This is a genomic window from Ercella succinigenes (assembly GCF_900002895.1).
This window is the reverse complement of the sequence record NZ_CDHP01000065.1, coordinates 1-13,680: the sequence shown is the minus strand read 5'-3', so window position 1 is coordinate 13,680 and position 13,680 is coordinate 1. Positions and strand designations below refer to the sequence as shown.

General features: G+C 36.7%; 12 protein-coding genes. 2 read left to right on the top strand and 10 right to left on the bottom strand.

Annotated elements, in window-relative coordinates:
- Positions 1 to 112: 112 nt before the first annotated feature.
- From miaA to miaB, 4 genes are read right to left on the bottom strand one after another with little or no spacing between them, the layout of a single operon-like run.
- Positions 113 to 1,027, bottom strand: a complete 915-nt coding sequence (gene miaA, locus AC0KSB_RS13810; RefSeq protein WP_472310291.1) for a tRNA (adenosine(37)-N6)-dimethylallyltransferase MiaA — start codon at positions 1,025 to 1,027, stop codon at positions 113 to 115.
- Position 1,028: 1 nt separating this feature from the next.
- On the bottom strand, positions 1,029 to 2,927 hold the full coding sequence (gene mutL / locus AC0KSB_RS13805) for a DNA mismatch repair endonuclease MutL (protein WP_472310289.1): 1,899 nt from the start codon (positions 2,925 to 2,927) through the stop codon (positions 1,029 to 1,031).
- Positions 2,924 to 5,575, bottom strand: coding sequence for a DNA mismatch repair protein MutS (gene mutS, locus AC0KSB_RS13800; protein WP_472310287.1), 2,652 nt, complete (start codon positions 5,573 to 5,575; stop codon positions 2,924 to 2,926). The genes mutL and mutS overlap by 4 nt, the downstream gene beginning before the upstream one ends.
- Positions 5,572 to 7,062, bottom strand: a complete 1,491-nt coding sequence (gene miaB, locus AC0KSB_RS13795) for a tRNA (N6-isopentenyl adenosine(37)-C2)-methylthiotransferase MiaB (protein ID WP_472310285.1) — start codon at positions 7,060 to 7,062, stop codon at positions 5,572 to 5,574. Before miaB ends, mutS begins: the two co-directional genes overlap by 4 nt.
- A gap of 212 nt (positions 7,063 to 7,274) precedes the next feature.
- Between miaB and AC0KSB_RS13790 the strand changes: the two genes are divergently transcribed.
- On the top strand, positions 7,275 to 8,309 hold the full coding sequence (locus AC0KSB_RS13790; protein ID WP_472310283.1) for a 2-hydroxyacid dehydrogenase: 1,035 nt from the start codon (positions 7,275 to 7,277) through the stop codon (positions 8,307 to 8,309).
- A 57-nt stretch (positions 8,310 to 8,366) separates the two neighbouring features.
- On the opposite strand, the gene AC0KSB_RS13785 is transcribed toward AC0KSB_RS13790, so the two are convergent.
- From AC0KSB_RS13785 to AC0KSB_RS13765, 5 genes are all read right to left on the bottom strand, one after another.
- Positions 8,367 to 9,152, bottom strand: coding sequence for an EFR1 family ferrodoxin (locus tag AC0KSB_RS13785; RefSeq protein ID WP_472310281.1), 786 nt, complete (start codon positions 9,150 to 9,152; stop codon positions 8,367 to 8,369).
- 42 nt (positions 9,153 to 9,194) lie between these two features.
- Complete coding sequence (locus AC0KSB_RS13780) at positions 9,195 to 10,142, bottom strand: DNA-methyltransferase (protein ID WP_472310279.1); 948 nt, start codon at positions 10,140 to 10,142, stop codon at positions 9,195 to 9,197.
- 2 nt (positions 10,143 to 10,144) lie between these two features.
- Complete coding sequence (locus tag AC0KSB_RS13775) at positions 10,145 to 10,588, bottom strand: DUF3788 domain-containing protein (RefSeq protein ID WP_472310277.1); 444 nt, start codon at positions 10,586 to 10,588, stop codon at positions 10,145 to 10,147.
- Positions 10,589 to 10,657: 69 nt separating this feature from the next.
- On the bottom strand, positions 10,658 to 11,374 hold the full coding sequence (locus tag AC0KSB_RS13770) for a Crp/Fnr family transcriptional regulator (RefSeq protein ID WP_472310275.1): 717 nt from the start codon (positions 11,372 to 11,374) through the stop codon (positions 10,658 to 10,660).
- A gap of 51 nt (positions 11,375 to 11,425) precedes the next feature.
- Complete coding sequence (locus AC0KSB_RS13765; protein WP_472310273.1) at positions 11,426 to 12,526, bottom strand: serine hydrolase domain-containing protein; 1,101 nt, start codon at positions 12,524 to 12,526, stop codon at positions 11,426 to 11,428.
- Positions 12,527 to 12,668: 142 nt separating this feature from the next.
- On the opposite strand from AC0KSB_RS13765, the gene ric reads away from it, so the two are divergent.
- On the top strand, positions 12,669 to 13,346 hold the full coding sequence (ric, locus tag AC0KSB_RS13760) for an iron-sulfur cluster repair di-iron protein (protein ID WP_472310271.1): 678 nt from the start codon (positions 12,669 to 12,671) through the stop codon (positions 13,344 to 13,346).
- A 112-nt stretch (positions 13,347 to 13,458) separates the two neighbouring features.
- Here the strand turns inward: ric and AC0KSB_RS13755 are convergent.
- A partial coding sequence (locus AC0KSB_RS13755) for a hypothetical protein (protein ID WP_472310269.1) occupies positions 13,459 to 13,680 on the bottom strand: 222 nt, incomplete at its 5' end.

Below are 13,680 nucleotides of genomic sequence, written 5' to 3'. Positions count from 1 at the left end.
AATCAAACAAAATAAAACAGTAATTAAAACTTTAACAGTTTTATCGTTTAAATCAATATGTATTATGTTATTTGTGCGAAAAAAATCAACTTTTTGATTGCTTTACCACAAATCAGTTTAATATTTCTTTTAAATTTGGCGATTCCAGCCATTTAAGACCTTCCATTCTTCTAAACCAAGTTAACTGTCTTTTGGCATATCTTCTTGTTGCCTGTTGAATTTCAGCAATTATATCTTCCTTTGTTTTGAGGCCTTGCAAATATTCAATTATTTGTCTATAACCAATTGCCTGCAACGAAGTTGCATCATGGGACAATCCCTGTTTAAGCAAATTTTTTGTTTCTTCGATCCAGCCGTCTTCAAACATTTCGATAACTCTGGTATTAATTCTTTCATACAGAAGTTTCCTGTCAGGTGCAAGGCAAAAACTTTTGAAAACAAAATCAGGTCCCTTTAAGCGAGATCTTCTGTTTATTTCCGTTGGTGTTAATCCTGTGGCAGCAATCACTTCATGAGCTCTTATAATTCGTTTTCTATCTGCCGGCGCTAGTCTTTCAGCTGTCTGTGGATCCATCTTTGCCAGTTCAGCCAACATTTTTGTCATACCTATTTGATCAGCTCGAGAATTTAAATTTTCCCTCAAAGCTGTATCAACAGGAACATCTATAAATTCAAGTCCATCTATTAAAGCACTTAAATACTGACCTGTTCCACCGCAAATAATTGCTTGTTTTCCTCTTTTTTGAATATCATGAATAATTTCCGTTGCAAGTTTTTTGTACTGTGCAACACTGAAATACTCAGAAGGATCACAAATGTCGATCATATGATGTTTTACCAATGATCTTTCCTCAGAACTTACTTTTGCCGTACCAATATCGAAGCCTCTATAAATCTGCATTGAATCAGCTGATACAATTTCGGCTTTGGGGCTAAAACAATCAGAACAAGCTAATTGAAGAGAAAGAGCTGTTTTGCCACTTGCTGTTGGACCACAAATTACTATTACCTTATTTTCTGAATTCATTCTATACTATCCTTTTGAATTTCTTTTCTAGTTCATATTTGGACATTTTAACAATGACAGGTCTTCCATGAGGACAGTGGTATGGATTTTCCAATTGCTGAAGATCTTTCAAAAGTCTTTCCATTTCACTTTCATGCAATAGGTCATGAGCTTTTACTGCTGCTTTGCAGGCAATGTTTTCATAAATACGATTGAGGCTATCTGGGCTGGTGAGATTATTATCTACCAGCGAATCAATAATGATACGGAAGGCTGCTCCGGGCTTTATCAGATCGCCTGTCTGAGCCGGTACACTTCTTAATAGCAAGGTTTCTGGGCCGAAATCATCAAACTCAAAGCCTAAATTCAATATTTCTTCACAGACATCCAGCAGTTTTTGTTTCTCTGATCTGGTTACCTGGATTTTTTCGGGAACTAGTAAAGGCTGTCTATCATTATTTTTGATTCGTTCTTTATTGCGGTTGACTAGCTTTTCATAAAGAATACGCTCATGAGCTGCATGCTGATCGACAAGATAAAGCTCATTATCACATTCTAATATCAGATATGTCATGAATGCCTGTCCGATTATTCTTGCCCTCATTATAGTATCTATACGTTCGTTGTTTTCCTGATCTGATTTTGACGCATTATCCTGATCATACTCTGAAATCTTTTCCTGATCTGATTTTAGCGTACGATCCTGATCTGACAGTTGCTGCGAAGCTTGTTCATATGATTTATTATAAACTTGCTCATGCCTTGGCATTTGTGGCTCATCTGTACTAAGTTCAATTTGAGAGTATTGCTCGTTCTCTTTATCCTGACTATGTTCCTGCACTATTTTATTTTCTTCGCTGCTGCTTATACTGCTTTTGATCTCACTAGCATTTGTATCAACAGTTTTATTTTCTTCTTCACCGGCTATACCACTGCCATTTATCAGAGCTTGTTTGATTGCGTGAAAAATACAATGAAAGATCTTTTTTTCATCCCAGAATCGCACTTCCATTTTTTGAGGATGAACATTTACATCTACCAGAGGAACTGGCAGAGTGATTTTTAGAACTACTGCCGGGTAACGGCTTTTCATAAACCATGTATGACAGGCTTCATCAATTGCTGCAGTAATCATACGTGATTTGATCAGTCTGCCATTTACAAAAACATTTTGTCTGTTGCGATTATGTCTTGATACATCAGGTGCAGTTACAAAGCCGTTTATACTTACAGGAGATTCTTCAAAGCTTACCGGCAGGCAGGACTGAGCAGTTGATTTGCCATATACGGAAAAAATACTGCTCATCAGATCATCATTACCTGGTGTATGTAAAATCTCCTGCTCCTGATTTATAAGACGAAATGATATATCTGGTCTGGCAAGAGACAATCTTTCGATCAGATCTGTCACATAGGAAGCTTCTGTCTGATCTCGTTTAAGGAATTTATAACGTGCAGGTGTATTAAAGAACAGATTTTCAATTTGGATAGTTGTACCAACAGGACAACCGCTGACAGTTTCTTGAACTATATCTCCGGCAACCAGCTTTAGCTGTATTCCCTGCTCTGCTCCTGGCTGCCTTGTTTCCAGAGTTACTTCAGATACTGCAGAGATACTTGCCAAGGCTTCTCCGCGAAATCCCATAGTATGTAATTCCTGTAAATCATCAATTTTTGTTATTTTACTTGTTGCATGTCTTTTAAAAGCCAGACGCGCATCTTCGTCATCCAAACCGACTCCGTTATCAGTAACTCTTATCAGTCTTATACCACCTTGTTTAATCTCCACAGTTATAACAGATGCTCCTGCATCTAGAGAATTTTCGACTAATTCTTTAACTACTGAACTTGGTCTTTCTACTACTTCACCAGCAGCAATACTGTTTGCTGTAAAATTATCAAGAAGATGTATTGTACTCATTGCTGTTTCCTTCCGCTTTTTTGCGCCAATTGTTGCAGCTCATAGAGCATATTAAGCGCATCAAGAGGCGTAAGCTGTTGAATATCGACTGTTTTTAGACGGTCTAAAATATCGTCAACCTGACGTATTGCCATTGACGAGGTGAAAAGATCAATCTGTCCTTCCATCGGTTTTGCCATTTTTTTGATCTTTATACGTTGTTTGCCACCATGTTCTTGTTCAAGCTGATGCAAAATGTCCCAGGCACGTTGTACTACCTCTTGAGGTACACCTGCCAATCTGGCAACTTCTATACCATAGCTCTGATCAGAACCGCCGCTCCTGATCTGATGCAAAAAGACAATTTCCCCATTTTGTTCATCAACAGCTACATGACTGTTAAACACACCAGGCAGCATACCTTCCAAATCGGTAAGTTCATGATAATGTGTGGCAAATAATGTTCGACAACCTAAAAGGTTACGATCTGCAACTTGCTCAATAACTGCCCAGGCAATAGACAAACCATCATATGTACTGGTTCCACGTCCGATTTCATCAAGAATAAGCAGACTTCGTGAGCTTGCATGATTCATTATCTGTGCAACTTCACTCATTTCAACCATAAAGGTTGACTGTCCACCAGCCAGATCATCAGAAGCCCCCACTCTGGTAAAAATCCTGTCTACAAGCCCTATTTTGGCTGAGTCTGCAGGCACAAAACTACCAATCTGAGCCATTAGAACAATCAAGGCTACCTGACGCATATATGTTGATTTACCAGCCATATTGGGGCCTGTAAGAATCATAACTCTACGCTCGGACAGATTAAGTAAAGTATCATTAGGTACAAACTGCCCGCAATCAAGAGTTTTCTCTACAACTGGATGTCTTCCCTGAACAATTTCCAACTCGTCTTCCAGGCATATTTCAGGTCGGCAATACTGACCACGATCAGCAAGCTCAGCCAATGCCGATAAAACATCAAGCTGAGCAAGCACGCTGGCATTTTGCTGCAGCAAGGATAATTGCTCTGCAACCTGTTGCCTTATCTGGCAAAAGATATCATATTCAAGAGCAATTGATTTTTGTTCGGCACCAAGAATAGTGTCTTCCATGTCTTTAAGCTCAGTAGTAACATAACGCTCTGCATTGGTTAAAGTCTGACGTCTTATATAATGCTCTGGCACCTGATCAAGATTTGATTTTGTAACCTCAATATAAAAACCAAAAACTCGGTTATATCTTATTTTGAGGTTTTTTATACCTGTTTGCTCTCTTTCTTTAGCTTCAAGATTAATAATCCAGTCTTTACCATCAACTGCAGCTGTCCGAAGTCTATCAACCTCGCTATTAAATCCTGGTCGGATTAAGTGACCCTCTTTCAATGATAAAGGAGCATCAGGATCAATAGCATCTTCAAGCATCTTCTTTAACTGTTCCATCGGATTAAGCTTTGTTTTTAATTCTGTTAAATACTGAGTCTGCCATTGGTCTATAAGTTCAAGAATAGCAGGTAATTTTGCCAATGTCTGAGACAGTGACAACAAATCTCTCGCATTTACCGTAGCCAAAGCGATTTTGCTTGTAAGACGTTCAAGATCATACAAACCCTGCAGCATATCCCGCAGTTCAGATCTTGGCATAAATGCTGACTTAAGCTCCTCAACAGCATTTAAACGCCATAAAATATCATGTCTGTTTATTAACGGCTGCTCCAGCCAGCGACGTAAAAGACGGCTGCCCATACTTGTTCTTGTTTTATCAATTGACCAAAGCAGACTGCCTTTACGCTGCTTGTCACGCCATGTTTCGGTTATTTCAAGATTACGTCTTGCCATAGCATCAAGCTGCATATAATCCTGTATGGCATAAGGTCTTATCAGACTGATATGACTGATCTGCATTTTTTGTGTTTCTTGCAGATACATCAGCAAAGCCGAAGCTGCCTGTGTCCAGATCGCTTCAGAAGGTGTATTGTCAGTCTGCAAAAGAGCCGGATGGGTTTTTACCGTTTCCAGAGAAAAATAATCATCTGGGCAGACGCTAAGTGCTATACTATTTTGCTTTACAAAATTACGGCAAAAATCTGTATCAGAAAAATGCTGCTGGCAGACAATTTCCGCTGGTCTGTATCTGGCAAGCTCATCAGCCAGTTTGCCTTGAGTCTGTCCGACAATAATTTGTGTTGCATCAAAGGTGCCTGTTGTCAGATCACAAGCGGCAAGGCCATAATACTGCCCAAGCTGATAAACAGAAACTATATAATTATTACTTTTTTCGTCAAGTGCAGAGGAATCAGTTACAGTACCGGGAGTAACAACACGTACTACTTCTCTTTTTACGATACCTTTAGCCTGCGCAGGATCTTCCACCTGTTCGCAGATTGCTACTTTATAACCTCTTGTAATCAAACGGCTGATATAATTATCCGCCGCATGATAAGGCACACCGCACATCGGTGCTCTTTCATTCAAACCGCAATCACGTCCTGTCAAAGCAAGCTCCAGTACTCGTGATGCAGTGACAGCATCGTCAAGGAATAACTCATAAAAATCACCCAGCCGGAAAAAAAGCAGGCAATCAGGCCATTGCTCTTTTTGCTGGAGATATTGTTTCATCATAGGTGTAATTTTGCTGCGATCTACTGTCTCATAAGTTAAACTCATGCTTGTACTGACTCCAGTTCTCCTTCCAATGAGAAGGTTTTTGCCTTGGTAATTCTGACAAGTGCCAACATACCTTCAAGCTTATTGCCGTCTGCTGTACCATCATCACCCAAATAATTCTGCGGCAACGCCTCTTTATCATAACTTACATTAATCAAGCGGTTATCTGCAGTACGTCCGCTCAAAATATCCGCAGATCCTTCACTACGTCCTTCTAACAGAATCTCTACAGTTTGTCCTTCCAGCTTTTTATTGGACTGCAAACTATGCTCATATTGCAGTTTTGTTAATCTGGAAAAACGTTCTTTGATCACATCATCAGATATCTGTTCCTCCATTTTGGCGGCAGGTGTACCTGTACGACGGCTGTATATAAAGGTAAAAGCACTATCAAATTTTACTTTTTCCATAATATCCAGTGTGTCTGCAAAATCTTCTTCCGTTTCTCCTGGAAAACCGACAATCAAATCTGTAGAAAAAGTAATTCCAGGCCTTAAACGACGAGCTTTTTCAACAATTGACAAATACTGCTCTCTGGTATAATGACGATTCATTTTTGCCAAAATACGATTGCTGCCGGACTGTAAAGGCAGATGCAGATGCGGTTCTATATTTTCGTACTTACCAATTATTTCAAGCAATTTATCTGAAATATCTTTAGGATGAGAAGTCATAAACCGGATTCTTTTTAATCCTTCAATCTGGGCTGCCATTTCTATTAATTTAGCAAAATCAGGTTGATCTGGCTGTGTTTTTCTCAAATCCTGACCATAGGAATTAACATTTTGCCCTAAGAGCATAACTTCTTTATAACCCTCGGCTGCAAGTTCTTTAAGTTCTAGCATAACCTGATCGGCTTGTCTGCTTCTTTCTCTTCCACGCGTATATGGAACGATGCAATATGTACAGAAATTATTGCAGCCATACATTATGGAAACAAGTGCACGATGTTTCCTGGCACGCACGATCGGAATATCCTCTGCCAGAGTATCATCTGAACCAATTTCATAAACCCTTCTGCTATCGGTAAGACGATGCCATAATATTTCCGGCAATCTATATATATCCTGAGGACCAAAAAGCATATCTACATAGGAATAACTTTTTCTGATTTTATCAACATGTATATCCTGAGTCATCATACAACCACAAATACCTACCAGCATATGTGGTTTATCTCTGCGCAGGTTTTTTAAGATGCCAAGATGTCCGAACAACCTGTCATCAGCATTTTCTCTAACGCTGCATGTATTCAAAAAAACCAAATCAGCATCTTCGTATCCAGAAGACAATGTATAGCCCATATTTTCCAATAAACCAGCCATCCGTTCGCTGTCGTTTTCGTTTTGCTGACAACCGAAGGTCATAATATAATATGTATTGCCTTTAGGCGATTTAAGTCCGTGAGAACCAGACAATTCTCTTATCTGCCGGCAATAGTCCTGCTGGCGTTTAGTTTCTGTTTTTGTTACCTGATGTAGTGACAATTTAATCCCTCATTACTTTCAATTATTCAACAATGCATCGCATTACATAATAACAAATTTCTACGTAAATGTCAGTCACAGTAGACTTTTGACAAACAATAATTTTGCAACCTGTAACTTAGCAAACTAAATGTTTTTGCTATTAGATTATAATCTAATCTGATAAGCTGATAATTTATCTTAAATGCATGACATCGCAGGAGGTGGCTCTTATGAGAAAAATAGTTGTATACGATGCAAAACCATATGATCGTGAATCTTTTGACAGCATACTTTCAGGATATGATTTTAAGATCAAATATTTTGAAAATAAACTTAATGCCGATACTGTGGCACTTGCTCAAGGCGCAGATGCTGTAGTTGCCTTTGTAAATGACACAATTGATAAACCAGTACTTGAAGCTTTACATGAATATGGTATTTCCATACTGGCATTAAGATGTGCAGGCTATAACAATGTCGATTTTAGTGCGGCATTTGAAAAAGTCCATATAGTTCATGTTCCTGCTTATTCACCTTATGCGGTTGCAGAACATGCACTTGCCCTCCTGCTTACTCTTAATAGAAAAACTCATCGTGCCTATAACAGAACAAGAGAATTTAATTTTAGTCTAAATGGTCTTACAGGCTATGACCTTCATGGCAAAACAATCGGTGTTATTGGTACAGGTAAAATAGGTAGAATTTTTATAGATATCTGCCGTGGATTTGGCATGAAAGTTCTCGCATATGATCTTTTCCCGGCAAAAGATACCGATATAGAGTATGTTTCTTTTGGAGAATTGATTGCCAGATCAGATATAGTATCCCTGCACTGCCCACTAACAAAAGAAACTCATCATATAATTGATAAACATGCTTTAGAAAAGGCCAAAGATGGTGTTGTGATCATCAATACATCACGCGGAGCATTAATCGACAGTCTGGCTTTAATTGATGCTATCAAAGATGGTAAAGTAGGCGCTGCGGGACTTGATGTATATGAAGAAGAATCTGAAGTTTTTTTCGAAGATTTTTCCAGTACCATAATCAAAGATGACATACTGGCAAGACTTATTTCTATGCCCAATGTAATAGTTACATCACATCAGGCATTTCTTACCCAAGAGGCTTTGGCAAATATAGCCAGAACAACCTTAGATAATCTGAAAAATTATTTTAACGATAATACATTGACAAATGAAATCTGTTATCAGTGCAAGACCAGGCCAAATTGCGATAAATCCCATCAGAAGCCCTGCTTCTGATGGATTGCAGGTCATTTCAAAATCTTTTTGCTCCTAATCAACGAAGCAGAAAGATTTTCAATTATTGCCAACAGGAGATTTAATCTGACCAGTTATTCCTTTGTATTGCTTGATAACTTTTGCATGCAGGAAAACGGTAATTGCTTTTTGCGGGCAAATATTAACACATCTATAACAAAGAGTACATTTTTCTTTTTGAATTATTCTATTGCTTTTTAGCTCTAGATTATCGGTCGGGCAAATACTTGTACACCTGCTGCATAAATTACAGTCATTATTAATCCTTACATCTTTTTTTGCTTTAGTTTCGAATTTTCTGAAATAGAATCTTTGAGCAATCAGACCAAGATATTTTGAAAAAACACTAAAACCTCTTTTTTTGATAATTCCGTTCCTAATGTTTCTACATATGATTTCCAGTTTGTAATCAGCCTTTTTGATATATTTTTTTATTTTCTTCTGACTAGCCATAGGAAATATAAATAAATTGCTGATGTTGTTAGGCATATTAAAATGTTCTGCATAAATTATATTAGTATTAATATCAGTCAACAGTTCGGTAAAAACTCTGGCTCCGTCACCGGAAAACAATAGCTGAGTGCAAAATATAATTAGCTTTTTGCCAGTAAAACAAGACTTCCTCAGCTTGATAAAATCACGCATGATTTCAGGTACACAAGAGCCATATATCGGATAACAGACCGCGATGGTACTTTCATTAGAAATAAGACTTTCAAAATCGAGATTTTCCTCAATTGAATGACATTCAGACTGCATTAGTTCTGAAAATCTTCTAGCTATATACTGGCTATTTCCTGTTCCCGAAAAATAAAGTGTAAGCATAACATCTCCCCCGATTAACCTATAAAACTTTTACCTAACAACTTATTTTTTTTGTTCATCAAGCGTATTTCTTTGCCAGAATACCCCATCAACATAACCTTGAATTTCCGAGTCTGTTTCTGCCATTTCCAGTCTTTTTTCTGCCCAGATGCAATATAGGGGATTTGCTTCGATTCCTATAAAATTTCTGCCTAGCTTTTTGGCAACAACACTGGTTGTTCCCGAACCAAGGAAAGGATCAAAAACAATATCTCCTTCATCTGAGCTTGCCAGAATAATTTTTGCCAGTAATTTTTCAGGCTTTTGCGTGGGATGAGCAGTGTTTTCAGGCATTGACCAAAAAGGAATCGTAATATCATCCCAGAAATTTGACGGACAAGTATCTCTGAAATTTCCTTTTTCGGTCTCAAGCCAATCTTTGGGCTTGCCTTCAATTCGATACGGGGCGATAACTTTTTTTCTGATTTTCACATTATCAAGATTAAATTTGTATTTATCTGAAAAGGTAGTATACCAGATATCTTCAAGTCCGTTTTTCCAGTTAGTCTTAGCGCCACGACCTTTTTCTCTTTGCCAGGTGATCCGGTTTCTGACCTTTAGCTTCTCCATAAGAACGCTTCCGATAATTAAACTAGATTCCCAATCACAGCATACATATAAAGAACCGTCATCTTTAAGCAAGGGTAAAACCAGATCGATCCATTCTCTAGTATATGCCTCATAATCAAGAGAATTTTTTTTGGAAAAGGTATTCCCATGAAAATCTTTATTCAAGTTATATGGTGGATCTGCAATTATCAGATCTACACTTTTTTTAGGTATTTGCATTGCTACCTTAAACAAATCACCATTGATTGTTTTATTTAAGAAATAACTTAGATCTTTCTCTGCTGAAATATTTTCACTATTTATGCAGCGCGATAAATAATCCTTACCTTCACTCAAAGAAATATCTATAGTTTTATTTCTGCCAGCTTTTATTTTATCCATTTTCACCTCGTATTTTTGCTCATTCTTATGCCGATAAGAGTTTTTATATCACTTAAAACGGATTTGTCTTTGACTTCTAGCATCAACCATCTGCCCATTGCGGAAAAAGGAGTATTTTGATAAAGATTTTTTACATAATCATTAAAAGCACCCATAGCAATAGCCGCTTCAACCTCAGTTTCTTCCTTTTTGCCAACTACGATCAGGGCAATAAAATAATTATCCATTGGATACAAAGTACAAAGAGATTTTCCGCTTTTTTTGTATTTCATATTCCAGCCTGGCTGAGCAGAACAATTACTGTAATCAATTTGTGATTTTGCTTTATATGTTTCCTCAATATGCAAAATCAATTCATCCCATAAAGGTCTTGCCGCCCCGATAAACTCTCTCATATTTTCTGGTGACGGCATTTTGTCAGCTTGAAATAATTCATCCCAATTCATACATAACCTCCTGCTAATTAAGGTAAAACAATTGTTCCGGTAGCAATGCTTTCACAGAAATCTTCATCCTCAGATATCAAAATAGTTTGAATCAATAATAAGCAATTGCTTGCTGCTGATTATTTTTATGACTCCAGCGGCAGATAGTGCTGTCAATTTGCGACTGATCGTTTCTCTCGTAACACCAACAAAATTAGCCATATCTTCACGAGTCAACTGGAGTTTAATTATAACACCAATCTCTGTTTGTTCGCCTGCTTGTTCGATCAAACGGTTAATAAGAAAGCGAAGTCTTGTATCAGCATCATTCGAAGCAATAGCAGCAACTAATTTCTCCAAAGAATTTATTTTTTCATATGCAGATTCCATGATAGAAAAAATAATTTCTGGATTATTCTTGATAAACTCATCAAATTTTGGTTTGGGAATTGTACATATATAACAATCTTTAAGCGCTACAATATCATAAGATGCAGTTGTTTTTTTCAGCAAAGACAACTCCCCTATACTATCGCCATCATTCAAAATATAAAGGATTTGTTCTTTGCCCTCTTCACTGTATGTGACAGCTTTTATACTGCCATGATTAACGATATATAGCTTATTGTAGTCATCACCAGTACGCATGATGATCTCACTTTTTTTATAACGTTTTCTCTCGATAAGGCCAACTATATCCTGTAATTGATTCTCGTTCAAATTTGAAAAAAGTGAAACCTTTTTGGCACACATTCTATTGCCGCAAGTAAGGCAGCCCTCTGAAGAAAAATTTATAATTTTTTTCATGACAAACATAGCACCTCTAGCTTTAAATTGTTACAGTCAGAAAACTATTTACTACTCATCGACAAGAGATGTAAGTAGTTCAATGCCCATAACCGTTGCTGGAATTCTATAATCAGGTGACAGATTTGATAAAATAACAATCCCCGTCTGTTTGTTTTTATCAAATCCAATATAACAATTATAATTAGTAGTTCCACCATTGTGCCAGATAATATTGTTTTTATTATCAATCATCCAGCCCATAGCGACAGCATCAACATGTATGCCCATTTTTTCATGAATGCTATTGGTATAGGCAACTTGGCTTAAAGCATTGTGAGTCATGGAAATATAATCGGGCTCTTCATTCATTTGTATTTGCAAATAACCAGCCATATCAGTGATATTGGATATTATTGCACCCGCAGGTATATAGGCATCATCATCTGACCATTTCCAATACTTGTTTTCATGATCATATTTGTCCGAAATAGCTGTATCGCTAAGCTTCAAATCATATAATATATAATCATTCATCAAAGATTTGAATTCTTCATCGTATATGTTTTGAAGAATTAATCCCAAGGTTGCCATACCAAAATTAGAATATTTAAACGAATATTCAGCATTGCCTAAATCTGTTTTTTCCAGTCTTTTTATTACCATTTCTTCAGTGATCCCTTTGAAAGGATTTTCTTTATTAAAATAATTTGATATCATCACTTTTTCAAAATAATACTCTTTATAGCCGGAAGTATGTGTCACCAAGTTTTTTATTTGGGGATAATCATCTTTATGAGATAAGTGCAAATACATCTCAATACTGTCATCTAGATTAAGCCGGTTTTCGCTTATCGCCTTAGCAAGCAAAGATGTAGCAAAAGTTTTGCTTATAGATCCTATTTCATAATAACGTTCTTCCATATCCAACTTAATACCATTTTCACCATAAGCATTATAAGTGATTTCTCCCTTATCTATAATAGCAACTGAAATTACGGCATCTGGTTTGTTTTCGGTAGTATAATTTATCATTTCCTCAAATGTCATTTTGGACAATTGATTGATTTTATACAAACCATAAAAATAGTAGCCAGCAATTGCTGTTACTATAACAAAAACTACTATTATTATTACAACAAGGATTTTTTTGGCTGATTTAGGCTTCTTCACTCTTATTTACCTCATATGATTTTTTGTTATTATTCTATCAGAATAGTTGATTGTTGTGAGTCAAATCACATTATTTACTTCCGGATGCTGTTAATATCAAGACAGAAAACAACAGAACAATATTATAAAGCAGGAGGCAAATATGTATAAATTAAATTTATATCAAACAATAGGTGAAAGCGTTACACATAATCCAGAGCTGGTAAGTGTATACATGGATTATGGAGTTGATTTTTGCTGCGGAGGCAACAGAACAGTCAAAGAAGCAATAGAAAGAGATACAAAAAAAATAGATCAATTAATAAGTGATGCAGAAAAAGCTATGGAACAAGCAGAACTGGTATCCGTTAACTCAGGCAAAATTAAATTGTCCGATTTTTCAAACAATCAGTTGATTGATAAAATCATAGCCGATCATCATAGTTACCTGAAAACAGAATTACCTTTGCTTTCAGAGCTTATGTTTAAGATTTTACTTGTTCATGGAGAAAGTCATCCAGAATTATTTGAAATTCATAAATTGTTTGGCAATCTTAAAACCGAACTGGAAAGTCATCTGGTAAAAGAAGAAATTTTGCTTTTCCCAGAACTGAAAGCAAATGCCTCAAATTGCAAAGACCTTATTACTGAGTTGGAAAAAGAGCATGATGGTGCCGGAGATGCTTTACACAAATTGACTGACCTTACTGATCATTTTAGACTCCCTGCCGATGCCTGCACAACTTATGAAATAGTCTATGATAAATTGAAAACATTAGTTGCAGATATGTATATGCATGTTCATTCTGAAAATAATGTTTTGTTCAAAAGATTTGTATAGATTTGAATTATCTGGAAAAGACACACCGCCTGCTTTTTACAGGCGGTGTATTTATTTTAACTAATTTTGATTTCAAATTAAAACTTAAACCTGTAATCGGCAGGTAGCCAGTTCAAAAAGCTGGAAACCATAGAGTTAGTAGTACTTTGACAATTGAATAGGGTGAAAATAATTTTACATATAAAAACAGGCTGCATCTTTGGTAAAATGTAACTGCAAAGAAAACAAAATCCAAAGAAAGGCCGCCTGTTACCATGAGTCTAGCACAAAATCGACCCACAATAAACCGTTCAGAAACAATTCTTCCAGCTAAATTCGACAACGCTACGGTCAC